This is a genomic window from Hydrogenophaga sp., assembly GCF_041913525.1.
Lineage (GTDB): Bacteria > Pseudomonadota > Gammaproteobacteria > Burkholderiales > Burkholderiaceae_C > Hydrogenophaga.
The window spans coordinates 203,394-228,175 of sequence record NZ_JAYSFD010000003.1; the positions used below are offsets into that span (position 1 = coordinate 203,394).

The following is a 24,782-nucleotide window of genomic DNA, read 5'->3' on the forward strand; positions in this document are numbered from 1 at the left end:
ACGACAATCGAGGGTCTCCCCGGCTAGGACTTTCCCTTAGGTTGCAACCCTGATGGCCACCACCTCCCGACGCTCTGGCTCTGTTCTTCGCGACCGCGCGCGCCCGCCCTCCGAGCAAGAACTGGCGCTCATACCCTGGATGCCCTCGCTCAAAGACAACGAGCGCGAGCGGGTAGTGGGCGATTTGCTCGTTGGAGATGTGGAGGCGGGCGACTTCATCTGCCGCGTCGGCCGCCCCGTGACCTACTGGTTCGGCCTGATCGATGGCCTCCTCAAGATGAGCAACGACGACGCGGATTCGCCCATCACCTTCACTGGCGTGGCGCCGGGTGGCTGGTTTGGTGAGGGCACCGTGCTCAAGCACGAGCAATACCGCTACAACATCCTGGCCTTGCGCAAGAGCGTGGTGGCTGGTCTGCCGGTGGCCAGCTTTGACTGGCTGGTCGAGCATTCGCTGGGCTTCAATCGCTTCGTGATGCACCAGCTCAATGAGCGCCTGGGGCAGTTCATCGCGGCCCGCGAGATCGACCGCATCGCCAGCCCCGATCTGCGCGTGGCGCGCAACCTGGCGGCCCTGTTCCACCCCCTGCTGTCGCCGGGCGTGGGCCACATGCTGCGCATCACCCAGCAAGAGCTGGCCTACCTGGTGGGGCTCTCGCGCCAGCGCGTGAACGAGGCCTTGTCCACGCTGCAGGCCGAGGGCTGGATTCGCGTGGAGTACGGCGGCTTGCGCGTGCTCGACCTGCAGGCCCTGCGCTCGGGCACCCTGCGGCCCCGCTGAGCCACGGGCGATCTGGGATGATCGGCCCATGACCCAAGACCCCAACGGCCGCACGCTCAAGCTCAAGAAAGCGGCCCCTGCTCCCAGCGATCCCAACGCCCCGCGCCGCGCGCCCGTGCGCCCGGCCGGCCCGGCACGCGCCCGCCCCGCCTCGGCCCAGCCGCCGCGCCCGCCCGCGCGCGAGCCCTACCGCGAACCGCCTCGCGAGCCCGCGCGCAGCGAACGCCCTTCACCTGGCCATCGCCCCTCACGCCCAGCCGCCGCGCCAGGCGACGCCATACGCCTGAACAAACGCCTGGCCGACATGGGCCTGTGCTCGCGCCGCGAGGCCGACGACTGGATCGCCAGCGGCTGGGTGCTGGTGGACGGCGCGGTGGCCACCATGGGCCAGCCGGTGTCGCCGCAGGCCCACATTGAGGTATTGCCGCAGGCCCGCCAGCGCCAGGACGAGCGCGTCACCGTCATCCTGCACAAACCGGTGGGCTACGTGAGTGGCCAGCCCGAAGACGGCCACGAGGCCGCGGTGTCGCTCATCGGCCCCAAGAGCCGCTGCCGCGAAGACCGCAGCCCGCGCCGCTTTTCACCCACGCAGTTGCGCGGCATGGCGCCGGCCGGCCGGCTCGACATCGACTCCACCGGCCTGCTCATCCTCACGCAGGACGGTCGCGTGGCCCGGACCCTGATCGGCGAAGACAGTGAGGTCGAGAAGGAATACCTGGTGCGCGTGCACTGGGCGCCCAATGGGCCACAGGGCGCAGGGCTGGTGACGCAGGACGTGCAGGCCGTGTTCCCGCGCGAGCGCCTGGCCCTGCTGTGTCACGGCCTGAGCCTGGATGGCCAGCCCCTGCGCCCGGCGAAGGTGGACTGGCAGAACCCCGAGCAGTTGCGCTTCGTGCTGCGCGAGGGCAAGAAGCGCCAGATCCGGCGCATGTGCGAGGCCGTCGGCCTGCACGTGGTGGGCCTCAAGCGCGTGCGCATTGGTCGCATCGTGCTGGGCCAACTGCCCATGGGGCAGTGGCGCTACCTCGGGCCCGACGAGCGCTTCTGAGCACCCCTTGAAATACCGCCGCCGCGTCCCCAGATCGGCGGCGGTTTTGTTTTTTCCTCCCACATTCCGCCATGAGCAAACAGACCCATTCCTTCCAGGCCGAGGTGGCCCAGCTGCTGCACCTCGTCACCCACTCGCTGTATTCCAACCCCGACATCTTCTTGCGCGAGCTGGTGTCCAACGCCTCGGACGCCTGCGACAAGCTGCGCTTTGAGTCGTTGAACAACGCGGCCCTGATGGAAGACGCACCCGAGCTGCAGGTGCGCGTGGCCTTTGACCGCGAGGCCAAGACCATCACCATCACCGACAACGGCATCGGCATGAGTGCGCAGGAGGCCATCGACCACCTGGGCACCATCGCCAAGAGCGGCACCCGCGATTTCATGAGCCGCCTCAGCGGCGACCAGAAGGCCGACGCCCAGCTCATCGGCCAGTTCGGCGTGGGCTTCTACTCAGGCTTCATCGTGGCCGACAAGATCGTGGTGGAAAGCCGCCGCGCCGGTCTGAACGCCAGCGAAGGCGTGCGCTGGACCAGCGGCGGCAGCGGCGACTTCGAAGTGGAGGCCATTGAGCGCGCCGAGCGCGGCACCAGCGTCATCCTGCACCTGCGCGAGGACAAGACCGAATACCTCAACCACTGGAAGCTCAAGTCCATCATCGCCCGTTACAGCGACCACATCAGCCTGCCCATTCGCATGCAGAAGGAAGAGTGGGACAGCGAGAAGAGCGAGTACGTGCTCAAGGACGAGTGGGAAACCGTGAACTCGGCCAACGCGCTGTGGGCCCGCCCCAAGAAGGACATCAGCGCCGAGCAGTACACCGAGTTCTACAAAAACCTCAGCCACGACACCGAGGCCCCGCTGGCCTGGAGCCACAACCGCGTGGAAGGCAGCACCGAGTACACGCAGTTGCTCTACATCCCGGCCAAGGCCCCGGTGGACCTGTGGAACCGCGACCGCAAGGCCGGCATCAAGCTGTACGTGAAGCGCGTCTTCATCATGGACGAGGCCGAGAGCCTGATGCCGTCTTACCTGCGCTGGGTCAAGGGCGTGGTCGATTCGGCCGACCTGCCGCTCAACGTCAGCCGCGAGCTGCTGCAGGAAAGCCGCGACGTGAAGGCCATTCGCGAGGGCAACACCCGCCGCGTGCTGTCCATGCTGGAAGACCTGGCCAAGAAGGACAAGCTGCCCGAGGCCGCCGAAACCGCTGAAGGCCAGGACGGCGTGACCGATGTGGTGAGCGAAGAGGACAAAGCGCAAGTCGGCAAGTACAGCGCCTTCTACGCCGAGTTCGGTGCCGTGCTCAAGGAAGGCCTTGGCGAAGACTTCGGCAACCGCGAGCGCATCGCCAAGCTGCTGCGCTTTGCCAGCACCACGCAGGCCGAGCCCACCTCGCTGGCCGACTACAAGGCCCGCATGAGAGAAGGCCAGCAGGCCATCTACTACATCACCGCCGACACCCCGCAGGCCGCGCGCAACAGCCCGCAGCTCGAGGTGTTCCGCAAGAAGGGCATTGAGGTGCTGCTCATGACCGACCGCGTCGATGAGTGGGCCCTGTCTTTCCTGCCTGAGTTCGACGGCACCCCGCTGCAAAGCGTGGCCAAGGGCGCGGTGGACCTGGGCGCCCTGCAAGACGAGGCCGAGAAGAAAGCCGCCGAGGCCGCTGCCGAGGCGTTCAAGCCGGTGCTGGAGAAGCTGAAAGAGAGCCTGAAAGACAAGGCAAAAGACGTGCGCGTCACCTCGCGCCTGGTCGATTCGCCGGCTTGCCTGGTGGTGGAAGACGGCGAGTACTCCACGCAGTTGGCGCGTCTGCTCAAACAGGCCGGCCAGAAGGCCCCCGAGGTCAAGCCCATTCTGGAGGTGAACGCCGACCACGCCCTGGTGAAAAAGCTGGAAGGCAATGCCCACTTCGACGACCTGGCCCACATCCTGTTTGACCAGGCCCTGCTGGCCGAAGGCGGTCTGCCGGACGACCCGGCGGCTTACGTGAAACGGGTGAACGCCCTGCTGGCCTAAGGCACGGGGCACTTTCGGCGCGGGGCGCGGTCACAATCGGTACCTGATTCACCGGAGCTCACCATGACCGTTTCCCTGCGCCCCTTGTTGCTGGTCTTGCCCTTGATGCTGGGGGCTTGCGGCTCTGTTGGTGTGGGCGTGGGCATTCCCGTGGGGCCCGTCACCATCGGCGTGGGGGCCAGCAACAACGGCGTGAGCCTGGGCGTTGGCACTGGCGTAGGGCCAGTCGGCGTGGGCGTGGGGGTGAGCCCCGGCGGGCGCGTGAGCGCTGGCGTCGGGGTGGGCACCAGCACCGAGATCGGCAACAGCGGCGCCCGGGTGGGGGTGGGCGTGGGCACCAGCACCGTCATTCACGACCCCGACAAGCCCAAGGACTGACCCTGGTCTCGACAAAAAGCCCACCGAGGCATTCGCTTCGGTGGGCTTTTTGTTGCCCGAACGGTCTGCGCCGATCAGGCTGTGGTCAGGCGGCGCTCAGGCGGTTGCGCAGCATCTGAATCTGGCGCGTGAGGTTTTGTGCTTCGGTGGGCGGGCACTGGGCGGCGTCGAGCATGGTGGCGGGGATGCGCAGCGCACGGCTTTTCAGGCGCTTGCCCGCCGGGGTGAGCCGCACCATCACGCGGCGCTCGTCTTCGTCGTCGCGCTGGCGGCTGACCAGGTCGGCCGATTCCAGGCGCTTGAGCAAGGGCGTGAGGGTGCCCGAATCGAGGTGGAGCTGCTCACCCAGTTCGCTCACCGTGAGGCCATCGTGTTCCCACAGCGCCAGCATGGCGAGGTATTGCGGGTAGGTCAGGCCAATTTGCTGGAGTTGCGGCTTGTAGAGCTTGGTCATCGCCAGGGACGTGGAGTACAGGGCGAAGCAAAGCTGCTGCTCGAGTTGAAGGGAGGCTTCGGACAGGGATTTGGGCATGGGGGCCATGGCTGCACTGTTTTCGGACGGCGGTGCCGGGGAGCACCTGGGCCGACAAACACCTTTCCTGAAAGACGTTGACACAACGAGCGAGGCGCCGGCGACCGGGGCACAAGGTGACCGACTCTCTGCACGGGTTGAATGGGAAGTTGGTTAACTAGAACCAACGGGTGAATTACACAACAAAAATTACATCTTTAGCAATCTTTTTGTGTGGGGGTGCATCGGGCTCAACCCACCAGCGGGTCTTCCTGCATGGCCTCGATTTGCTCCACCAGCATGTCCACCTGCCCTTGCCAGTAGTCGCGCGTGCCGAACCAGGGAAAGTTGATGGGAAAGGCCGGGTCGTCCCAGCGCCGGGCGATCCAGGCGCTGTAGTGCACCAGGCGCAGCGTGCGCAGGGGCTCGATCAAGGCCAGCTCACGCCGGTCGAAGGGGCGGAACTGCTCGTAGCCATCGAGCAAAGCCCCCAGCTGCTGGGTCTGCTGGCGTCGGTCGCCCGATAGCAACATCCACAGGTCTTGCACCGCAGGGCCCTGGCGCGCGTCGTCCAGGTCCACAAAGTGTGGGCCGGCACCGGGCTGTCCTTCCGGTGTCCAGAGGATGTTGCCCGGGTGGCAGTCGCCGTGCAGCCGTAGGGTGGCGATGCCGCCCTCGGGCGACGCCTCGCCGCGCAGCACGGGGTGGCGCTCGATCAAGGCGAGGGCCTCGCCCAGGGCCTCGGCCCAGGCGCCTTGCACCTCGGGGGCCACGGCGTGGTGTTGCATCAGCCAGTCGCGCGGTTCATGGGCGAAGGTGGCCGAACTGAGGGTGGGACGGTGTGAGAAGGGGCGCAATTGCCCCACGCTGTGCAGGCGCGCCAGGAAACGGCCGGTCCATTCGAGCACGTCCCAGTCGTCCAGCTCGGGGCGGCGCCCGCCTCGGCGCGGGCTCACCGCGAAATCGAACCCGCCATGGTGGTGCAGGGTCTGGCCGTGCAGGCGCAGCGGGGCCACCATGGGCACCTCGGCGGCGGCCAGCTCCAGCGCGAACTCGTGTTCTTCATGGATTTGCGCGGTGGTCCAGCGGCCGGGTCGGTAGAACTTGACCACCACCGCGTCCTGGCCTTCCACCGGTTCGTCCAGGTGCACCTGGTAGACGCGGTTCTCAAAGCTGTTGAGGGCGGTCAGGCGGCCGTCGCCGTAGAGGCCGATGGCGGCCAGGGCGTCGAGCACCACATCGGGCGTGAGGGCGTCGTAGGGGTGGGTCTTGGGGTCCATGCGCGATTGTCGCGCCAGGGCCTGGGCTACCATCGCCCCATGTCGAAACACAAGGTGAAAGCGCCTGCGCCCACGCTGCAGGAGCAACTGCCCGAGCTGCGCCCGGGCCAGTCGATCGAGTTGCTCAAAGAGCTGCACATCCTCACGCGCGAGGGCAAGCTCAACCAGGACACGCGGCGCAAGCTCAAGCAGGTGTATCACCTGGTGCAGTTCATCGAGCCGTTGCTGGCCGAGGTGCTGGCCGAGCGCGGTGACGTGACCCTGGCCGACCACGGTGCCGGCAAGTCGTACCTGGGCTTCATCCTCTACGACCTGTTCTTCAAGGACAAGCCGGTGGGCCATGTGTACGGCGTGGAGGCGCGGGCCGAACTGGTGCAGAAGTCGCGAGAACTGGCGCAGCGCCTGGGCTTTGATCGCATGGCCTTTTTGGCCACCACCGTACAACAGGCCCTGACCGACCCGGCCTTGCCGGCGCAGATTGACGTGGTCACCGCGCTGCACGCCTGCGACACCGCCACCGACGACGCCATCGCCTTCGGTCTGGCCAAGCAGGCGCGCCACCTGGTGCTGGTGCCGTGTTGCCAGGCCGAGGTGGCGTCGGTGATGCGCAAGCACAAGGCGCTCACCTTGTCGCGCACGCCGCTGGCCGAGCTGTGGCGCCACCCGCTGCACACCCGCGAATTCGGCAGCCAGATCACCAATGTGCTGCGCTGCCTGCAGCTCGAAGCACATGGTTACAGCGTCACCGTGACCGAGCTGGTGGGCTGGGAGCATTCCATGAAGAATGAACTCATCCTCGCCCGTAGAATCGATCAGGATCGCCAGGGCACCCGGCAACGGGCCCGGCAACGATTGCAGCAGGTTCTCGACGAACTGGGGCTGCAAGAACTCCAGACCCGCTTCGCGGTCTGAGATCGCGGTGGCCCCACGGGCCGCCTGTCTGAAGACCCGCCCGCGCTTGCGCGGGCACGTCAGGGGCACGGACACCGCATGCGGTGCACGGCGCCGTGTGCGCCAGCCCCGGGCCCCACACAGGAGACTGCGCCCATGTCCACCGACTTCGTGTTTCTGTTGCAGGCCGTGGCCTGGCCGCTGGTGCTGCTGTTGGCCTGGTTCGTGGGCGAGCGCCTGCACGAGCGCTGGCAGGTGCCGCGCGTCACGAGCTACGTGGGCGTGGGCCTGCTGGGCGGTCTGGTCAACCTGCCGGGCCTGACCACCGACATCCCGGGCCTGCCCTTCCTGGCCAACGTGGCGCTTTCGCTGGTGCTGTTCGAGCTGGGCTACCGCATCAACCTGCGCTGGTTTCGCCACAACCCCTGGGTCTTGCTGCAGGGGGTGCTGGAGTCCATCGCCACTTTTGGCTTGATCTATTGGGTCACCGGGTGGTTGAACCTGCCCATTGACCAACGCCTGATCATCGCGGCCCTGTCGGTGTCGGCCTCGCCGGCGGGCGTGGTGCGCGTGGCCAATGAGTTGCGCAGCGCCGGGCAGGCCACCGAGCGCGTGCTGCACCTGTGTGCCATCAACTGCGCGCTGGCCGTGCTGGCGCTGAAGCTGGTGGTGGGCTATTGGCACCTGAGCACCTCGGGTGACCTGGTGATGGCGGCGTTTGGCAGCGTGCACGTGGTGGCCACCTCGGTGGCCATGGGTGGCCTGCTGGGCGTGGTGGTGCCCTGGCTGCTGCGTTTTCGCGCCAGCCAGGCCCGCGATATGACGGTGGTGTTCGCGCTGTCGGTGCTGCTGCTCACCACCGCCGCCTACGGCTTGCGCCTGTCGCCCCTGCTGGCGGCCCTGGCCTTTGGCATCGTGGCGCGCGAGCGGCGCGTGCACCTGACCAACGCCCAGCGCGACTTTGGCACCGCAGGCGACCTGCTGGCCGTTTTCCTGTTTGTGTACATCGCCTCGCTGCTGGACTGGGCTCAGGTGGCCTCCACCCTGTGGCTGGGGGTCTTGCTGATCGCGGTGCGCACGGCCTCCAAGGTGGCGTTTGGGCTGGCGGCCGCGCGCCTCTCGGGCATCACCGAGCGCAAGGGCGTGCTCACCGGCCTGGCGCTCACGCCCATGTCGGCCTTCGCCATCTTGCTGCTGGAGCAAAGCCGCCTGATGGGCTTCGAGCCCGCTGTGGCGGTGCTCTCGGTGCTCACCGGCATGATGCTGTTGCAAGAGCTGCTGGGGCCGGTGATCACGCAGCGTGCCCTGCGGGCGGCCCGTGAAACCCACGTCACCAAGGAGTAGGAGCGCGCCTTTTGGCGCCTCAACCCTCATCCTCCAAACGGCTCCGCGTGACCTCCAATCGCTGAAAGGTAAGCTCCTATGCCTCTGGAAACCTTCAAGGCCTCCGATTCGCTGACCATGGGCGTCGAGCTGGAATTGCAGCTCGTCAACAGCCACGACTTCGATCTCTCCAGCAGCGCCAACGATTTGTTGGAACTGCTGCGCCGCAAGCCCTTTCCCGGCACGGTCACGCCGGAGATGACGCAAAGCATGATCGAGATTGCCACCGATGTGCAGCGCGAGCACGGGCCGCTGTTGGCGCAGTTGCAGGCCATCCGCGACACCCTGGTGCACGCCGGTGACCGGCTCAACATCGAACTGGCGGGCGGCGGCACGCACCCGTTTCAGCGCTGGTTCGAGCAGCGCATCTTCTCCAAGCCGCGCTTTCAGGAGTTGTCGGGCCTGTACGGCTACCTGGCCAAGCAGTTCACCGTGTTCGGGCAGCACGTGCACATCGGCTGTGCCTCGCCCGATGAGGCGCTGTTTCTGCTGCACTCGCTCAACCGCTACGTGCCGCACTTCATTGCGCTGTCGGCGTCGTCGCCGTTCTCGCAGGGCGTGGACACGCTGTTCGACTCGGCCCGCCTGAACTCGGTGTTCGCTTTCCCCTTGAGCGGGCGCGCGCCCTTTGTGTTGAGCTGGGACGAGTTCGCCAACGGCTACTTCACGAAGATGGAGAGCACCGGGGTGGTGAAGTCGATGAAAGACTTCTACTGGGACATCCGGCCCAAGCCCGAGTACGGCACCATCGAGCTGCGCGTGTGCGACACGCCCCTCACGGTGGAGCGCGCCGCGGCCCTGGCCTGCTACCTGCAGGCCCTGTGCCGCCACCTGCTGGAGCGCAACGAGCCGCCGCCCGAGGAAGACGATTACCTCGTCTACACCTACAACCGTTTCCAGGCCTGCCGTTTCGGTCTGGACGGCATGATGGTCAACCCCAAGACGCGCGAGCAGATCAGCATTCGCGAAGACGTGCTGGCCACCCTGCGAAAGCTCGGGCCGCACGCGCAGGCGCTGAACTCGATGGCTGCACTGGACGAGATCGAGCGCACCGCGGCCCGCACCGGCAACCACGCCACGTTCTTGCGAAACCGCTTCAAGGAAAGCGGCAGCGTGCAAGCGGTGGTGCGCGCCAGCGTGGAGGCGCTGCGCAGCGGGCCAGTCTGACGCCTGAACGGCAGTGCCTTGTCCCCGGGCTTCTGAGGCGTGTCAGGCAAATTCCGACACAGCGAATGGCAGGGGGCCGACTTAACCCGGAAAAGCGGGCTGGATACAGTCTGTTTCATCGCATTTCGCTTTGAAACAGTCTCTCCACGAACCCGCCATGAAGTCCGCCGCCAGCCGTCTCAACCCTTTCGTTCTGATGCTCGACCCCGAGGCCGTGATCAGCGCCATGGAAGACAGCCGGGCCCTGCAGGGCCTGCGCCAGCGCGTCTGCCGCCCGCTGGACAAGCCGCTGATCCCCAAGCTGTTTGACAACGCCCTCGACTTCGACGCCGCCATCGACGCCGACACGTTCATGGACGCCGGCAGCGACAGCTACGCCAACGCGCAGCCGGCGCTGGCCCTCGCCATTCACTGAGCCGAACGCCCGCCGCCGGTGCTTCAGCGGGCGAAGCGTCGGCGCGTCAGGGCCAGGGCAATCCAGAACGCCACGGCCCCATAACCCGCCAGCACCAGCAGGTGCCCCAATGCCCCTTGTGGCCATTGGTCCATGAACAAAGGCCTCACCAGCGCCACCGCGTGCGTCAGGGGCAAGCCGCTTGAGAGGTGTTGCACCACCTCTGGCAACTGTTCCCTCGGAAAGAACACGCCCGAGAGAAACATCATGGGCGTGAGGAACAGCGTGAAGTAGTAGGTGAAGAAGTCGTAGCCCTTGGCCAGCGCGTTGAACACCAGCGCGATGCACGAGAAGGTGATGCCGGTGAGCCACAGCACCGGCCAGGCCAGCAGCAGCTTCGGCGAGTGGGAGATGCCCAGGGCCAGCATCACCCCCAGAATGGCCGTCACCGTGAACAGCGACTTGAACGCCGCCCACAGCATCTCGGCCAGCACCACGTCGTCCAGCGACACGGGCGCGTTCATGATGCCGTCCCAGGTTTTCTGCACGTGCATGCGCGAGAAGGCCGAGTACAGCGCCTCAAAGGTGGCGGCGTTCATGGCGCTCATGCAAATGCTGCCGCTGGCCAGGAACAGGATGTAGGGCACGGCCATGTTGCCTTGCGGCGTGGCCATGTTCACCTGGCCCACCAGGGCGCCCATGCCATAGCCAAAGGCCACCAGCCACATCAGCGGCTCGGCGATGTTGCCCACCAGGCTGGGCACGGCGAGCTTGCGCCAGACCAGCAGGTTGCGCAGGAACACAGGCCACCAGCGCCTGGACAGGCGCGGCGGCGCCCAGGGCGATGGGGTCACGGGGTTGTCGATGGAGCTCATGTGGGGCATGGGGGTGGGCTCAACCGTCTTCGCGGATCTGGCGACCGGTGAGCTTGAGGAACAGGTCTTCGAGGTTGGCCGGGCGGTGCAGGGTGCGAAGCTGGGGCAGGGTGCCCAGCGCCGCCAGCAGCGGCTGGGGCTGTGCGGTGTAGAAGAACACCGTCTCGCCACTCACCTCCACCCGCGCGGCCAGGGCGCGCAGACCGGCGTGGGCCTCTTGCCGGGCCAGGTCGAGCGCGCCGGGGCCGTACACCTCCACCACGTCGGGTTCCAGGTGCTGGGCGATCAGCTCGCGCGGCCGGCCTTCGGCGATCTTGCGGCCGTGGTCCAGCACCAGCAGCCGGGTGCACAGGCGCTCGGCCTCGTCCATGAAGTGGGTGGTGAGCAGAATGCTCTTGCCCTGCTGCAGCAGCAGTTGCAGGCGCTCCCACATCAGATGGCGGGCCTGCGGGTCCAGGCCGGTGGTGGGCTCGTCGAGCAGCAGCAGTTGCGGGTCGTTCACCAGGGCGCGGGCCAGCGAGAGGCGGCGTTTCATGCCGCCCGACAGCTCGCCGGGCTTGGCCCGTGCCTTGTGCGTGAGGGCGGCGAACGCCAGCAGGCGGGGAATGCGCTCTTCGATAGTGCGCCGCGGCAGGCCGAAGTAGCGGCCATAGACCAGCAGGTTTTCGGCGCAGTCGAAGTCGGGGTCGAGCGTGTCCATTTGCGAGACCACGCCCAGCCTGGCCTTGATGGCCATGGCGTCGCGTGGCATGTCCAGGCCGAAGGCAGTGATGCGGCCCTCGTCGGGGCTGGTCAGGCCCAGGCACATGCGAATGGTGGTGGTCTTGCCTGCGCCGTTGGGCCCGATCACGCCCAGGCATTCGCCGGGCTGTATCTGGAAGCTCAGGTGATTGACCACGGTGGCGTCGCCGAAGCGTTTGACAAGTTGCTCGGCGGTGAACAGCGGCTGGCTCATGCACGGGATTGTGCCTGCCCGACCCCGCCCCTTCGTGTCACCCGGAAGAGGGCGGCCCCTACAATCGCGCGGTGTCTACGCCCCTGTCCGTCCATCTGCAGCACTGGCTGCCCCAGCGCGCCCTGACCGAATTGGCCGGGCGCATCGCCCGTGCCCAGGGCGGATTCCTCACCCAGGCGCTCATCCGCCGCTTCGTGCGGCGTTATGACGTGAACATGGAAGAGGCCGCCAACCCCGACATCGCGGCCTACGCCAGCTTCAACGACTTCTTCACCCGCGCCCTGCGGGCCGATGCGCGCCCCTTGAGCGATGCCGGCTTTGTGTGCCCGGTGGACGGCGCCATCAGCCAGTTTGGCCCGATTGCGGGCGACCAGATCTTCCAGGCCAAGGGCCATCTGTACAGCACCCGCGCCCTGGTGGGTGGCGACGCTGAACTGGCCAAGCGCTTCGACAACGGCGCCTTCGCCACCATCTACCTCAGCCCCAAGGACTACCACCGCATCCACATGCCCACCGCGGGCCGCCTGCGCCGCATGGTTCACGTGCCGGGCGACTTGTACTCGGTCAACCCTGCCACCGCGCGCGGCGTGCCGGGCCTGTTCGCGCGCAACGAGCGCGTGGTGTGCGTGTTCGACGTGCCGCACCGCGACACCACCGTGCCCTTCGTGCTGGTGCTGGTGGGCGCCACCATCGTGGGCAGCATGGCCACCACCTGGCACGGCGTGGTGAACCCGCCGCGCCCCGGCTCGGTGCGCGACTGGCGCTACGACGACCAAGACATCCGCTTCGAGCGCGGCCAGGAAATGGGCCGCTTCCTCCTGGGCTCCACCGTGGTGATGCTGTGGCCTCACGGTGTCATCGACTTCAACCCCCATTGGGCTCCCGCTGGCGCCGTCCGCATGGGCGAAGCCATGGGTGAGGCCCTCTGACCTGATCCCATCCCTCCCATGACCACCCTCGGCACTCCCCTGTCCCCTTCGGCCACCAAGGTCATGCTGCTCGGCTCGGGTGAGCTGGGCAAAGAGGTGCTGATCGCTCTGCAGCGCCTGGGCGTGGAAACCATCGCGGTGGACCGCTACGAGAACGCCCCGGGCCAGCAGGTGGCGCACCACGCGCGCACCATCGCCATGAGCGACCCGGCCCAGCTCAAGGCCCTGATCGAGGCCGAGCGCCCACACCTGGTGGTGCCCGAGATCGAGGCCATTGCCACGCCCATGCTGCAAGAGCTGGAGGCCGCCGGCGTGGTCACGGTGATTCCCACCGCGCGCGCCGCCCGCCTCACCATGGACCGCGAAGGCATTCGCCGCCTGGCCGCCGAAACCCTGGGCCTGCCCACCAGCCCCTACCGCTTCTGCGATTCGCTGCAAGAGCTGCAGGCCGCCATTGACGCGGGCATCGGCTACCCCTGCGTGGTCAAGCCGGTGATGAGCAGCAGCGGCAAGGGCCAGAGCAAGATCGACGGCCCGGCCGATGTGCAGAAGGCCTGGGACTACGCCATGGCCGGCGGCCGCGTGAGCCACGGGCGCGTCATCGTGGAAGGTTTCATTGACTTCGACTACGAAATCACCCAGCTCACCGTGCGCGCCAAGGGCGCCGACGGCCAGGTGGACACCCACTTCTGCGACCCCATCGGCCACGTGCAGGTGGCCGGTGACTACGTGGAAAGCTGGCAGCCCCACCCCATGAGCCCGGTGGCGCTGCAGAAATCGCGCGAGATCGCCAAGGCCATCACCGCCGACCTGGGCGGCCTGGGCCTGTTCGGGGTGGAACTGTTCGTCAAGGGCGACCAGGTGTGGTTCAGCGAGGTGAGCCCGCGCCCGCACGACACCGGCATGGTGACCATGGTCACCCAGTGGCAGAACGAGTTTGAGCTGCACGCCCGCGCCATCCTGGGCCTGCCGGTGAGCACCGCGCTCAAGAGCCCGGGTGCCAGCGCCGTGGTTTATGGCGGCGTGGAAGCCAAGGGCATTGTGTTCGACGGCGTGGACGAGGCCCTGCGCGTGCCCAACAGCGAGGTGCGCCTGTTCGGCAAGCCCGAGAGCTTCGCCAAGCGCCGCATGGGCGTGGCCCTGGTGCATGACGCGGACGTGGAAGTGGCCCGCCGTCAGGCCAAGCTGGCCGCCTCCAAGGTGCGCCCCCGCGCGGCCTGAACTTTTTTTGCACCGCGCTGCATCCAAACCGCCGGCTGGCGCGTAGTGGAGGCAGTGGACGCGAAAGCGCCGCTGACCTTCACCTCACCCAACCGGAGATTTCGATGCTGTTCAAGACCACCCTGGCCGCCACGGCCGCCCTCGCCCTGAGCGCCTGTGCCTCCAACATGAGCGCCCCGGCGCCCCTGTTTTCGCAAGCCAGCCTGCCCGACGCCGTGAAGGTGCCCGCCGGCCACCGCGTGGCCATGGAGACCGTGGGCGTGGGCGAGATCACCTACGAGTGCCGCGACAAGAAAGACGCCGCCGGCCAGACCGAGTGGGTGTTCGTGGGCCCCGACGCCAAGCTGCTCAGCCGCAGCGGCCAGCAGGTGGGCAAGTACTACGGCCCGCCCGCCACCTGGGAAAGCAACGACGGCTCCAAGCTCACCGCCCCGCAGGTGGCCGTGGCCCCCAATGGTGCAGGCAACATCCCCCTGCAACTGGTAAAGGCCAACCCCGCCACCGGCATGGGCGCCATGACCGGCGTCACCTACATCCAGCGCGTGGCCACCCAGGGTGGCGTGGCGCCCGCCACCCCCTGCACCCCGGCCACCAAGGGGCAAAAGCAGGTGGTGAAGTACCAGGCCGACTACATCTTCTACAAGGCCTTGTGATGCCAAGGGCGCGCGCCTGGCGCGCCCGCCATCACTGGAAGGCCACCTCGGCGAAGCTGCGCAGCTTGCGGCTGTGCAACTGGTCCACACCGCCAGCGCGCAGGGTTTCCATGGCGTGGATGCCAATGCGCAGGTGCTGGTCCACCCGCTCGCGGTAGAAGTGGTTGGCCATGCCGGGCAGCTTGATCTCGCCGTGCAGGGGCTTGTCGCTCACGCACAGCAGGGTGCCGTAGGGCACACGGAAACGGAAGCCGTTGGCGGCGATGGTGGCGCTTTCCATGTCCAGCGCCACGGCGCGGCTCTGGCTGAAGCGGCGCTGGGGCGTGTTGTCGGGCAGCAGCTCCCAGTTGCGGTTGTCGGTGCTGGCCACGGTGCCGGTGCGCATGATGCGCTTGAGCTCGTGCGGCGGCACGCCGGTCACCTCGGCCACGGCGGCTTCCAGCGCCAGTTGAATTTCGGCCAGCGCCGGAATGGGCACCCACAGTGGCAGTTCCTCGTCCAGCACGTGGTCTTCGCGCACATAGGCGTGGGCCAGCACGTAGTCGCCCAGTTGCTGAGAGGTGCGCAGGCCGGCGCAGTGGCCCAGCATCAGCCAGGCGTGCGGGCGCAGCACGGCGATGTGGTCGGTGATGGTCTTGGCGTTGGCCGGGCCCACGCCGATGTTGACCATGGTGATGCCGCTGCGGTCGGCGCGCAGCAGGTGGTAGGCGGGCATCTGGGGCAGGCGCGGTGGCGCTTTGCCCAACTGATCAATGGCCTCGGCGCTGAGGCCGGTGCGGCGGGTGATGACGTTGCCCGGCTCGACGAAGGCGATGTACTCGCTGTCCGCGCGGGCCATTTCGGCGTGGCCGAGCTTGATGAACTCGTCGATGTAGAACTGGTAGTTGGTGAACAGCACGAAGTTCTGGAACCACTCCGGCGCGGTGCCGGTGTAGTGGCGCAGGCGCTGCAGCGAATAGTCCACCCGCGGCGCGGTGAACAGCGACAGCGGGTGCGCCTCGCCCGGCTTGGGCTCGTGGGTGCCGTTGGCGATGCCGTCGTCCATGGCGGTGAGGTCGGGCAGGTCGAACACGTCGCGCATGAGGGCGCGGCGGTGGGCGTCCATCTGGCCTTCCACGTGGTCGTGCTCGGCAAACGAAAAGTGAATCGGGATGGGCTGGGTGCTGGTGCCCACCTCCAACTGGCCGCCGTGGTTGGCCAGCAGCAGGCGGAACTGCTCGAGGTAGTAGTCGGCGTAAAGGTCGGGGCGGGTGAGGGTGGTCTCGTAGCGGCCCGCGCCGGCCACGAAGCCGTAGCTCAGCCGGGTGTGGGCCGGGCTCTGGGCGCCGCTGCCCTGGCGCAGCACGCTGTGCGTGTGCAGGCGCACATAGGGGTAGCAGGCGCGCACGTGGGCGCCACCGTGGTCGTCGCCGGCCACGAACTCGCGCATGGCCTGGCGCAGAAAATCCACGCTGTGCTGGTAGATGCGCTGCACCTGCGCCAGCGCCTGGGCCGGGTCGTCGAAGAACAGCGGGGCGGTAAAGTCGGGCGTCTTGTGCATGGGGCTATTGTGGCCCTGCGGGTGTTGCCTTCATGACCGATTTCCTGCCCTGGCCGACGGCCGATCTGCACGGCGCGGTGCAAGCCCTGGTGGCGGCGCTGGGCTGTGGCTTGCTGATCGGCATTGAGCGCGAACGCCGCAAGGGCGAGGGGCCGCACCGCGCGTTGGCGGGGCTGCGCAGCTTCACGCTGGCCTGCGTCACGGGCGCGGCCGCGGCCCTCACCGGGTCGATGGGCTTGGTGGTGGCGGGCGCGGTGTTCGTGGGCGCGCTCACCGTGGTGGCCTACGCGCGCGACCGCTCCGATGACCCCGGCATCACCACCGAAATTGCGCTGCTGCTCACCTACCTGATCGGTGTGCTTTGCCTCTGGAGCGTGCCGCTGGCCGCTGGTTTGGCCACCGGCCTCACCGCGCTGCTGGCCGGGCGCGAGCGCATGCACCGCTTCGCGCGCCACTGGCTGCAGCCGGCCGAGGTGCGCGACGGCATCTTGCTGGCCGCCATCGTGTTGTTGGCCCTGCCATTGGTGCCCGACCGCCCGCTGTGGGAGCAGGCCCTGAACCCGCACGTGATCGTGCAGTTGCTCGCGCTCATCCTGTCGGTGCAATCGGCCGCCCACCTGGCGCGCCGGCTGCTGCAGACCCAGCAAGCCATTGCGCTGTCGGCCCTGGCCTCGGGCTTTGTGTCCAGCACCGCCACCATCGCCACCATGGGCCTGGCGGCGCGCGAAGGGCAGGGCTCACCCCGGCTCATGGCCGGTGGTGGCTTGCTGAGCTGCGTGTCCACCCAGGTGCAGGTGCTGTTGGTGGCCGCCGCCGTGCAGCCGGCCTGGCTGGGGCACTTGGCCTGGTCGGCCCTGGCCGCGGGGGCGTTGGCCTTGCTTTGGGGCCTGTGGCTGGTGCGCGGCGGTCTGCCCGACGGCGTGGCCGCCGGCGTGTCGTCACCGCGCATCGAGGGCTTGCCGGGCACGGGCCAAGACCGCATGTTCAGCCTGAAGGGCGCACTGGCGGTGGCGGCCCTTCTCACCGGCATACAGGTGCTGGTGCAGGCGCTCACCGCCTGGCTCGGGTCGGCCGGTCTGATCGTGGGCACCTTGCTGGGTGCCCTGGCCGATCTGCACTCGGCCCTGGGGGCGGTGTTCGCCTCGGGCCCGCCCGCTTCGGTCGGCCACCAGGCGGTGTGGCTGGCGCTGGTGGTGCACGCTGCCAGCAAGAGCGTCACCGCCTGGGCGGTGGGGGGCTGGCGCTACTTTGCCTGGCTGGCGCCTGGCCTGTGGGCCCACACCGCGCTGGGCGTGGCGGTGCTGCTGCTGGCCTGACGTTGCGGGCTCAGTGGCGCGTGGGCTCGCGCATGGTCACGAACTCTTCGGCGGCGGTGGGGTGGATGCCGATGGTGCTGTCGAACACCGCCTTGGTGGCGCCGGCCTTCATGGCCACGGCAAAGCCCTGCACGATCTCGCCGGCCTCGGCGCCCACCATGTGCAGGCCCACCACCCGGTCGCTGGCGGTGTCAACCACCAGCTTCATGAGCGTGCGCTCACTGCTGCCCGATAGCGTGTGCTTCAGCGCCTTGAACTCGCTGCGGAAGATGGTGACCGCGCCGTGTCGCTCACGCGCCTGGGCTTCGGTCAGGCCCACGGTGCCGATGTTGGGGTGGGTGAACACGGCCGTGGGGATGAAGTCGTAGCTCATCTGGCGCGCGGGTTTGCCGGCGGCCGGACCGAACAGGTGGTCCACCACCACCATGGCCTCGCCCAGGGCCACGGGCGTGAGCTGCACCCGGTTGGTCACGTCGCCCACGGCGTACACGTGCGGCACATTGGTCTGGTAGTGCCCGTTCACCAGCACCTCGCCCTGCGCGCCCTGGGCCACGCCCACGCGCTCCAGGCCCAGGTCTTTCACGTTGGGCACGCGGCCGGTGGCGTAGAGCACGGCGTCGGCCGTGACGGTGTTGCCGTCTTCCAGCTTCACCAGCAGGCCATCGGCCGTCTTGTCGATGCCCACCACGCCGGCGTTCAGGCGCAGGTCCACGCCGCTCTTGGCCATTTCGCTGGCCACGAAGTGGCGGATCTCGTCGTCAAAACCGCGCAGCACCTGCTCGCCACGGTAGAGCTGGGTGACCTGGGCGCCCAGCCCATTGAAGATGGAGGCGAATTCGCAGGCGATGTAGCCACCGCCCACCACCAGCAGGCGCTGCGGGAAGGGACTGAGGTCGAACACCTCGTTGGAGGTGATGGCGTGCTCGCGGCCATGGAAGTGCGGCACGAAGGGCGTGCCGCCGGTGGCGATCAGGATGTGCTTCGCGGTGAAGGTCTGGTGGCCGGGCGAGCCGTCGGCGTTGAGCGTGGCCAGGGTGATCTCGTGCTCGCCGCTGAAGCGGGCAAAGCCATTGAGCACCGTCACGCCCGAGCCGCGCAGCAGGTTGCCGTACACGCCATTCAATCGCGTGATCTCTTTGGCGCGGTTGGTTTTCAGGGTGTCCCAGTTCAGCGTGGGTTTCTCACCCTCCCAGCCGTAGCCGTGGGATTCCTCGAAGGCGTCGGCGTAGTGCGCCGCGTAGCTGTAAAGCTTCTTGGGGATGCAACCCACGTTCACGCAGGTGCCGCCCAGGCCGTCGGTGCCCAGGGCCTCGGCCAGGGCCACGCGTGCGCCGCGTTGCGCGGCCATGCGGGCGGCGCGAACGCCGCCACTGCCGCCCCCAATGACGAAGAGATCAAAGTCGTGTTCTTGCATACGGGCGATGGTACTGCCGCCCCTGTCTTGCCGTGCAAGCGGCGCCTTGTCCCCAGGCGCCGGGCGGCCTTCGCCGGCCTGCTCGGCAAGGCCCGCGGTGGCTTTCCATAATGCGCCGCATGAGCAGCACCCCTGAGCCTCTTCGCGACGAGCCTCCTGGCCTGGCCGTGGTGCTGGGCGGTACTGGCGGCATCGGCGCGGCCCTGGCCAATGGCCTGCGCCGCCAGGGCCACGAGGTGCTGGCGCTGGGCCGGCGCACCGAGCCCGCGCTGGATTACGCCGACGAGGCCAGCGTCGCCCGCGTGGCGCAGGCCGTGGCCGACGAGCTGGCGCGCACCGGCCTGCCGCTGCGCCGCCTGGTGGTGGCCACGGGTGTCTTGCACGACGGTGAGATTCAGCCCGAGCGGAGCTGGGCCCACCTGGACGCCGCTGCGCTGCAGCGCCTGTTTCTGGTGAACGCCGTGGGCCCGGCCTTGGTGATGCGGCACTGCCTGCCCCTGCTGCCGCGCCAGGGCCGCAGCGTGGCGGCCTTTTTGTCGGCGCGGGTGGGCAGCATCGGCGACAACCGCCTGGGCGGCTGGTACGGCTATCGCGCCTCCAAGGCCGCGCTCAACCAACTGGTGCACACCGCCGCCATCGAACTGGCCCGCCGCTGCCCGCACGCCCTGTGCGTGGCCTTGCACCCCGGCACCGTGGACACCGCGCTCTCAGCCCCCTTCGCCAAGACCGGCCTGACCGTGCGCCCGCCCGAAGTGGCCGCACAAGAGCTGCTGCGCGTGATCGACACACTGCCCGCCGGCAGCAGCGGCGGCTTCTTCGACCACCAGGGCACCGAAGTGCCCTGGTAAGTCATCACGGCAAAACCACCAACGCGTAGCCGGCGCACGTGCCCTAACCGAGGATGCGGCGGAACCGGCTTCGCCGGGCCGCCACGCATCGCCCCCTGGGGGGTGACGCGCGCAGCGCGGCGCAGGGGGATCAATACGTGTACACGCCCCGGCCCGTCTTGCGGCCCAGCCAGCCCGCCGCCACCATCTCTTTCAGCAGCGGGGCAGGGCGGTACTTGCTGTCGTTGTACTCGGCCATGTACACGTTCATCACCGCCAGGCACACGTCCAGGCCGATCATGTCGGCCAGGGCCAGCGGGCCGATGGGCTGGTTGGTGCCCAGCTTCATGCCGGCGTCGATGTCTTCCGGCGTGGCCAGGCCTTCTGCCAGCACGAAGAAGGCCTCGTTGATCATGGGCACCAGGATGCGGTTGACCACGAAGCCCGGCGCGTTCTTCACGGTGATGGGCGTCTTGCCCAGGCGCTCGGCCAGGGCCTTCACCGCGTCGTGTGTGGCGTCGCTGGTCTGCAGGCCGCGAATGATTTCCACCAGCGCCATCATGGGCACCGGGTTGAAGAAGTGCATGCCGATGAAACGGTCGGCGCGCTGGGTGGCGGCGGCCAACTTGGTGATGCTGATCGAGCTGGTGTTGGTGGCCACGATCACCTCGGGGGCCAGCAGGCCGTCGAGCTGCTGCAGGATCTTGACCTTCAGGCCTTCGTTCTCGGTGGCGGCCTCGATCACCAGTTGCGCCTGCTTCAGGTCGTCGTAGTTGGTGCTGCCCTGGATCAGCGACATGGCCTGGGCCTTGCCCTCGGCGGTCATCTTCTCTTTCTTGATCAGGCGGTCCAGGCTGCCACTGACGGTGGCCAGGCCCTTGTCGATGGCGGCCTGCGCGATGTCCACCATCACCACGCGAATGCCGCTGGTGGCGCAAGCCTGCGCGATGCCGTTGCCCATGGTGCCCGAGCCGATGATGCCCACAGTCTGGATGCTCATGAAAAAAACCTCGTGACGGATGAATCGGTGAAAACCCGGCGCCTGCCGGGGCCCGCGCGCAGGTGGCTGGCCGCACCAATGCGGCTTGACCTGTGTACAGTGGCCCCGCATTGTCACGCACCGAACCGGTGTGGACGGCTCACCCCGGAGACACCCGATGTTCGATTGCATCATCGTCGGCGGCGGCTCGGCCGGCTGCGTGCTGGCTGGCCGCCTAAGCGAAGACCCGGCCCTGCGCGTGGCGCTGGTCGAGGCCGGCCCGCCCGACAGCAGCGTGCTCATTCATTGCCCCGCCGGCCTGGCGGTGATGGCCAAGACCGGGCAGGCCAACTGGTGCTTTGAGACCGTGCCGCAAGCGGGCCTGCTGGGCCGGCGCGGGTACCAGCCGCGCGGCAAGGTGCTGGGCGGCTCCAGCTCGGTCAACGCCATGATCTATGCCCGCGGCCACGCCAGCGATTACGACGACTGGGCCGCTCGCGGCAACCCCGGCTGGGCGTTTGAGGACGTGCTGCCCTACTTCAAGCGCGCCGAGCACAACGAGCGCGGCGCCGATGCCTTCCACGGCACCGGTGGCCCGCTGAACGTGGCCGACCTGCGAAGCCCCAACCCAGTGCTGGCCGACTTCTTCGCGGCCGCCCAGCAAGCCGGTCACCCCCTCAACCCCGACTTCAACGGCGCCCAGCAAGAAGGCGTGGGCGCGTATCAAGTGACCCACCGCGATGGCGAGCGCTTCAGCGCCGCCAAGGCCTACCTCACGCCTCACCTGGGCCGGCCCAACTTGCAGGTGTTCACCGATGCGCTGGTGACGCGCGTGCTCACCTCGCGCGACGACGGCGGGCCACTGCGCGCCGATGGCATTGAGTTCCGGGGCCGTGGCGGGCGCGGTCCGCTGCAGGCGCTGCGCCTGAACCCGGGCGGCGAGGTGCTGCTCAGCGCGGGCGCCTTCGGTTCGCCGCAATTGCTCATGCTCTCGGGCATCGGCCCGGCCGAGCACCTGGCCGAGCACGGCATTGCGGTGCAGCACGACCTGCCCGGCGTGGGCGCCAACCTGCACGACCACATCGACGCGGTGATGGTCGTGCGCGCCCCGCGCCTCACCGAGCTGTTTGGCCTGTCCGCCAAGGGCGCCTGGCACCTGGCGCGCGGCGCCTGGCAGTGGAAGCGCGAGCGCACGGGGCCGCTCACCACCAACTTTGCTGAAGCCGGGGGCTTCATCAAAAGCGACCCGGGCGAGCCCATCCCCGATCTGCAACTGCACTTCGTGGTGGGCCAACTGGTGGACCATGGCCGCCAGACCGTGTGGGGCCATGGCTATTCCTGCCACGTGTGCCTGCTGCGCCCGCGCAGCCGGGGCACCCTGCGCCTGGCCAGCCCTGACCCGCAGGTGGCGCCGCTGATCGACCCGGCCTTTCTGCAAGACCCCGACGACGTGGCCCGCCTGGCGCGTGGCTTTCAACACATGCGCCACCTGCTGGGCCAGAGCGCGCTGGCCCGCCACGGCGGGCGCGAAACCGCCCCCTCGGCCGACGCGCAAACCCCCGAGCAAATTGAGCAGTTCCTGCGCCGCCACGCCGACACCATCTACCACCCGGTGGGCACCTGCCAGATGGGCCCCGGCCCCGAGGCGGTGGTGGATGCCCGCCTGCGCGTGCACGGTGTGGCCGGGCTGCGGGTGGTGGACGCGTCGGTGATGCCCCGCGTGGTGGGCGGCAACACCAACGCGCCGGTGATCATGGTGGCGGAGAAGGCCGTCGATATGATCAGAGCAGACCGCCGCGCCGCGACCTGACTTCCCAACCCCAGCCCAAGAACAAGACCATGATCCTCGAACACGCCGACATCCGCATCGACCCCGCCAAGGCCGCCGACTTTGAGGCCGCCATTCAGCGCGGCGCCAGCACCGTGATCGCCCAGTCCAAGGGCTTCAAGGGCTACAAGGTCAACCGCAGCATCGAATCCCCCGGCCGCTACGTGCTGACCATCTACTGGGAAACGCTGGAAGACCACACCGTCACCTTCCGTGGCTCCGATCTGTTCACCCAGTGGCGCGCCATCGTCGGCCCCTTCTTCCTGCAGCCGCCGGTGGTGGAGCACTTCGAGCTGGTCAGCAAGAGCTGAGCCTAGCTTTTCCTCATCAGCGTGGACTTGCCGAACAGGCTCTCGATCAGGTCCACCGCCAGCTCGGCGGTCTTGTTGCGCACGTCCAGCGCCGGGTTGAGTTCCATCACGTCGAGCGAGGCCAGGCGGCCGGTGTCGGCGATCATCTCCATGCACAGTTGCGCCTCGCGATAGGTGGGGCCGCCGGGCACGGTGGTGCCCACGCCGGGCGCGATTTCCGGGTCGAGGAAATCCACGTCGAAGCTCACGTGCAGGTGGGTGTGCTCGTCCAGGCCCATGAGCGCCTGCTCCATGGTCTGGCGCATGCCCATCTCGTCGATGTAGCGCATATCAAACACCTCAAGCCCCACCTCGTGCACCAGGCGCTTCTCGCCCGGGTCCACGCTGCGAATGCCGATCTGGCGCACCACCCCCGGCTCAATCGCCGGCGTGTGCCCGCCGATGGCGGTGAGCTCGGCCGGCCCCAGGCCGCACAGCAGCGCCACCGGCATGCCGTGCAGGTTGCCGCTGGGCGTGAGCGCGGCGGTGTTGAAGTCGGCGTGGGCGTCCAGCCAGAGCACGCGCAGGCGCTTGCCGCGCTCGCGGCAGTGCCGCGCCACCGCGCTGATCGAACCCAGGCCCAGGCAGTGGTCGCCCCCCAGCAGAATGGGCAGCCGGTTTTGCCCCAGCTCGGCGTGCACCGCCTCGTGCACCGCCAGGTTCCAGGCCAGCACCTCGGGCAGGTGGCGGTAGCCGCCCACGGGCAATTGCCAGGGGTTGGGCGGGCCGCTCAGGTTGCCTCGGTCGACGACGTCCAGGCCGTGGCTTTGCAGCACCTGGGCCAGGTCGGCCACGCGCAGGGCCTCCGGCCCCATCGAGGCACCGCGAACGCCCGCACCCACGTCGGTGGGGGCCCCAATCAGACTGACGGCAAGGTGTGAAGTCATGGCCGCTATTGTGTCCACGCGCCCCGTGGGTGCAAAGGCGCTGGCGCACAATCGCCGCCCATGTCCGAACCCCTTGCGCCCCCATCCCTTGATGCTGTCTGGCCCGGCAGCGGTGCCGCCCTTTTGATCGACGACGGCCCCGGCCGCTCGCGCCCCACGCCGGGCTACTGGCGCGTGTGGCTGAACCGGCCCGAGCTGGCGCCGGTGGACGAGTCGTGCGTGGCCGAGCGTGCGCTGCACCAGGCCCTGCTGGACGACCCTTTGCGCAGCGTGATGGCCGGCCAGATCGAGGCCATGCGCGACCCCGACGTGCGCGACAACTACCGGCTGTTTCTGGGCTTTCGTGACGCCGTGCAGCGCGCCGGCACCATCGAGGCCGCCTGGGCCGGCTTCTTCCGCGCCGGTGAGATTCGCGTGCCGCCGCTGTTCCTCGACCTGCTGGCCCAGGCCATCGCGGCGCGTGCCCTGGCCGATGTCGATGACGCGTTTCAATGGCGCGCAGCCGAGTTGCTGTTTCGCCGCCAGCGGGTGCAGGTGCAGGAAGGGCGCGTGCTGAGCGCCGACGCCGACACGCTGGACCGCCTGCAGCAGACCGGCGGGCTCGGCAGCATCGGCCAGTTGCTGCGCCAGGCCGGCGCCACCTTGCCCGAGGCGCAGGTGCAGGTGCTGGGCCCCGACAACGGCGGCGCTTACCTGGCCAGCCGCGCCATCGACGACCACCACCCCTTTGTGCTGGACCTCACGCACGAGGTGCAACAGCACCTGTCGCACGGTCTCACCCTCACCATGACCCGCAGCCAATCGGGCCTCAAGGCCCTGGCATCGGTGCTGGAGCGTTGGGTCTTGCACACCCAGGGCGTGCGCGTGCACATCACGCCCGAGCCCCGGGTGGACGACCCGGCCTGGCGCTGGCACATCGGGCTGGACGTGGAGGCCAGCGCGCTGCTCAACGACCTGTACGAGGGCGAGCAGGTGGACGAGGCCCGCCTGGGCCGCCTCATCAGCCTGTTCCGCCTGCGCTTTGACAACCCGGCCGAGCAGCGCGAAGACCTGCGCGGCAAGCCGGTGTACCTGGGCCTGGCCATGAACCCGCAGGGCCAGCTCAAGCTCAAGCCGCAGAACCTGTTGCTGAACCTGCCGTTGGCGCCGGGGCAGTGAGC

23 protein-coding genes and 1 pseudogene are annotated in these 24,782 nt (G+C 68.3%); 16 read left to right on the forward strand and 8 right to left on the reverse strand.

Annotated features, from left to right (window positions below; genetic code table 11):
* Window positions 1-52: 52 nt before the first annotated feature.
* The 4 genes and pseudogenes from ACE3RQ_RS05930 to ACE3RQ_RS05945 all read left to right on the forward strand — a co-directional run.
* Window positions 53-781, forward strand: coding sequence for a Crp/Fnr family transcriptional regulator (locus ACE3RQ_RS05930; RefSeq protein WP_374520878.1), 729 nt, complete (start codon window positions 53-55; stop codon window positions 779-781).
* A gap of 28 nt (window positions 782-809) precedes the next feature.
* Complete coding sequence (locus ACE3RQ_RS05935) at window positions 810-1,829, forward strand: pseudouridine synthase (protein WP_374520879.1); 1,020 nt, start codon at window positions 810-812, stop codon at window positions 1,827-1,829.
* Between the two features lie 71 nt (window positions 1,830-1,900).
* On the forward strand, window positions 1,901-3,844 hold the full coding sequence (gene htpG / locus ACE3RQ_RS05940; protein ID WP_374520881.1) for a molecular chaperone HtpG: 1,944 nt from the start codon (window positions 1,901-1,903) through the stop codon (window positions 3,842-3,844).
* A gap of 63 nt (window positions 3,845-3,907) precedes the next feature.
* A pseudogene (locus ACE3RQ_RS05945) lies at window positions 3,908-4,213 on the forward strand (hypothetical protein); the annotation flags it as partial.
* 94 nt (window positions 4,214-4,307) lie between these two features.
* On the opposite strand, the gene ACE3RQ_RS05950 reads toward ACE3RQ_RS05945, so the two are convergent.
* Together ACE3RQ_RS05950 and ACE3RQ_RS05955 are read right to left on the reverse strand one after the other, a co-directional pair.
* The gene (locus ACE3RQ_RS05950; protein WP_374520882.1) at window positions 4,308-4,763 is read right to left on the reverse strand and encodes a MarR family winged helix-turn-helix transcriptional regulator; all 456 of its coding nucleotides are present in this window, start codon (window positions 4,761-4,763) and stop codon (window positions 4,308-4,310) included.
* A 221-nt stretch (window positions 4,764-4,984) separates the two neighbouring features.
* Window positions 4,985-6,013, reverse strand: coding sequence for a serine/threonine protein kinase (locus tag ACE3RQ_RS05955; protein WP_374520884.1), 1,029 nt, complete (start codon window positions 6,011-6,013; stop codon window positions 4,985-4,987).
* Window positions 6,014-6,052: 39 nt separating this feature from the next.
* On the opposite strand from ACE3RQ_RS05955, the gene ACE3RQ_RS05960 reads away from it, so the two are divergent.
* The 4 genes from ACE3RQ_RS05960 to ACE3RQ_RS05975 all read left to right on the forward strand — a co-directional run bounded on the left by ACE3RQ_RS05960 (window position 6,053) and on the right by ACE3RQ_RS05975 (window position 9,869).
* Window positions 6,053-6,925, forward strand: coding sequence for an SAM-dependent methyltransferase (locus ACE3RQ_RS05960; RefSeq protein ID WP_374520886.1), 873 nt, complete (start codon window positions 6,053-6,055; stop codon window positions 6,923-6,925).
* A 135-nt stretch (window positions 6,926-7,060) separates the two neighbouring features.
* Window positions 7,061-8,248 carry a cation:proton antiporter gene (locus tag ACE3RQ_RS05965; RefSeq protein ID WP_374520888.1) on the forward strand — a complete coding sequence of 396 codons (1,188 nt, stop codon included), beginning with the start codon at window positions 7,061-7,063 and terminating at the stop codon, window positions 8,246-8,248.
* Between the two features lie 78 nt (window positions 8,249-8,326).
* Entirely contained in the window at window positions 8,327-9,454 is a 1,128-nt protein-coding gene (locus tag ACE3RQ_RS05970) for a YbdK family carboxylate-amine ligase (RefSeq protein WP_374520890.1), read from the forward strand.
* Between the two features lie 157 nt (window positions 9,455-9,611).
* Entirely contained in the window at window positions 9,612-9,869 is a 258-nt protein-coding gene (locus ACE3RQ_RS05975) for a hypothetical protein (RefSeq protein WP_374520892.1), read from the forward strand.
* Between the two features lie 23 nt (window positions 9,870-9,892).
* On the opposite strand, the gene ACE3RQ_RS05980 is transcribed toward ACE3RQ_RS05975, so the two are convergent.
* Together ACE3RQ_RS05980 and ACE3RQ_RS05985 are read right to left on the reverse strand one after the other, a co-directional pair.
* The gene (locus ACE3RQ_RS05980; protein ID WP_374520893.1) at window positions 9,893-10,723 is read right to left on the reverse strand and encodes an ABC transporter permease; all 831 of its coding nucleotides are present in this window, start codon (window positions 10,721-10,723) and stop codon (window positions 9,893-9,895) included.
* Between the two features lie 19 nt (window positions 10,724-10,742).
* The gene (locus tag ACE3RQ_RS05985; RefSeq protein WP_374520895.1) at window positions 10,743-11,678 is read right to left on the reverse strand and encodes an ATP-binding cassette domain-containing protein; all 936 of its coding nucleotides are present in this window, start codon (window positions 11,676-11,678) and stop codon (window positions 10,743-10,745) included.
* A 71-nt stretch (window positions 11,679-11,749) separates the two neighbouring features.
* On the opposite strand from ACE3RQ_RS05985, the gene asd reads away from it, so the two are divergent.
* The 3 genes from asd (at window position 11,750) to ACE3RQ_RS06000 (ending at window position 14,481) form a co-directional block, all read left to right on the forward strand.
* On the forward strand, window positions 11,750-12,607 hold the full coding sequence (gene asd, locus ACE3RQ_RS05990; protein ID WP_374520897.1) for an archaetidylserine decarboxylase: 858 nt from the start codon (window positions 11,750-11,752) through the stop codon (window positions 12,605-12,607).
* Between the two features lie 18 nt (window positions 12,608-12,625).
* Window positions 12,626-13,828 (forward strand): formate-dependent phosphoribosylglycinamide formyltransferase, encoded by a 1,203-nt coding sequence (gene purT, locus ACE3RQ_RS05995; protein ID WP_374520899.1) that lies wholly within the window; start codon window positions 12,626-12,628, stop codon window positions 13,826-13,828.
* 104 nt (window positions 13,829-13,932) lie between these two features.
* Entirely contained in the window at window positions 13,933-14,481 is a 549-nt protein-coding gene (locus tag ACE3RQ_RS06000) for a DUF3455 domain-containing protein (RefSeq protein ID WP_374520901.1), read from the forward strand.
* A 31-nt stretch (window positions 14,482-14,512) separates the two neighbouring features.
* Here the strand turns inward: ACE3RQ_RS06000 and ACE3RQ_RS06005 are convergent, their stop codons facing one another.
* Complete coding sequence (locus tag ACE3RQ_RS06005; RefSeq protein WP_374520903.1) at window positions 14,513-16,021, reverse strand: AMP nucleosidase; 1,509 nt, start codon at window positions 16,019-16,021, stop codon at window positions 14,513-14,515.
* A 32-nt stretch (window positions 16,022-16,053) separates the two neighbouring features.
* Here ACE3RQ_RS06005 and ACE3RQ_RS06010 point away from each other — a divergent pair, with 32 nt between their 5' ends.
* A complete protein-coding gene (locus tag ACE3RQ_RS06010; protein ID WP_374520905.1) occupies window positions 16,054-17,337 on the forward strand; it encodes an MgtC/SapB family protein in 1,284 nt (427 codons plus the stop codon).
* 10 nt (window positions 17,338-17,347) lie between these two features.
* On the opposite strand, the gene gorA is transcribed toward ACE3RQ_RS06010, so the two are convergent.
* Window positions 17,348-18,751 carry a glutathione-disulfide reductase gene (gorA, locus tag ACE3RQ_RS06015; protein ID WP_374520907.1) on the reverse strand — a complete coding sequence of 468 codons (1,404 nt, stop codon included), beginning with the start codon at window positions 18,749-18,751 and terminating at the stop codon, window positions 17,348-17,350.
* A 119-nt stretch (window positions 18,752-18,870) separates the two neighbouring features.
* Here gorA and ACE3RQ_RS06020 point away from each other — a divergent pair, with 119 nt between their 5' ends.
* Window positions 18,871-19,599, forward strand: a complete 729-nt coding sequence (locus ACE3RQ_RS06020; RefSeq protein WP_374520908.1) for an SDR family NAD(P)-dependent oxidoreductase — start codon at window positions 18,871-18,873, stop codon at window positions 19,597-19,599.
* Between the two features lie 130 nt (window positions 19,600-19,729).
* On the opposite strand, the gene ACE3RQ_RS06025 is transcribed toward ACE3RQ_RS06020, so the two are convergent.
* The gene (locus ACE3RQ_RS06025; RefSeq protein WP_374520910.1) at window positions 19,730-20,578 is read right to left on the reverse strand and encodes a 3-hydroxybutyryl-CoA dehydrogenase; all 849 of its coding nucleotides are present in this window, start codon (window positions 20,576-20,578) and stop codon (window positions 19,730-19,732) included.
* Window positions 20,579-20,735: 157 nt separating this feature from the next.
* On the opposite strand from ACE3RQ_RS06025, the gene ACE3RQ_RS06030 reads away from it, so the two are divergent.
* Window positions 20,736-22,367, forward strand: a complete 1,632-nt coding sequence (locus ACE3RQ_RS06030; protein ID WP_374520912.1) for a GMC family oxidoreductase — start codon at window positions 20,736-20,738, stop codon at window positions 22,365-22,367.
* 29 nt (window positions 22,368-22,396) lie between these two features.
* The gene (locus ACE3RQ_RS06035; RefSeq protein WP_374520914.1) at window positions 22,397-22,696 is read left to right on the forward strand and encodes an antibiotic biosynthesis monooxygenase; all 300 of its coding nucleotides are present in this window, start codon (window positions 22,397-22,399) and stop codon (window positions 22,694-22,696) included.
* 2 nt (window positions 22,697-22,698) lie between these two features.
* Here the strand turns inward: ACE3RQ_RS06035 and rocF are convergent, their stop codons facing one another.
* A complete protein-coding gene (gene rocF, locus ACE3RQ_RS06040; protein ID WP_374520916.1) occupies window positions 22,699-23,622 on the reverse strand; it encodes an arginase in 924 nt (307 codons plus the stop codon).
* A gap of 60 nt (window positions 23,623-23,682) precedes the next feature.
* On the opposite strand from rocF, the gene ACE3RQ_RS06045 reads away from it, so the two are divergent.
* Window positions 23,683-24,780 (forward strand): DUF6352 family protein, encoded by a 1,098-nt coding sequence (locus ACE3RQ_RS06045; RefSeq protein WP_374520918.1) that lies wholly within the window; start codon window positions 23,683-23,685, stop codon window positions 24,778-24,780.
* Window positions 24,781-24,782 lie beyond the last annotated feature (2 nt).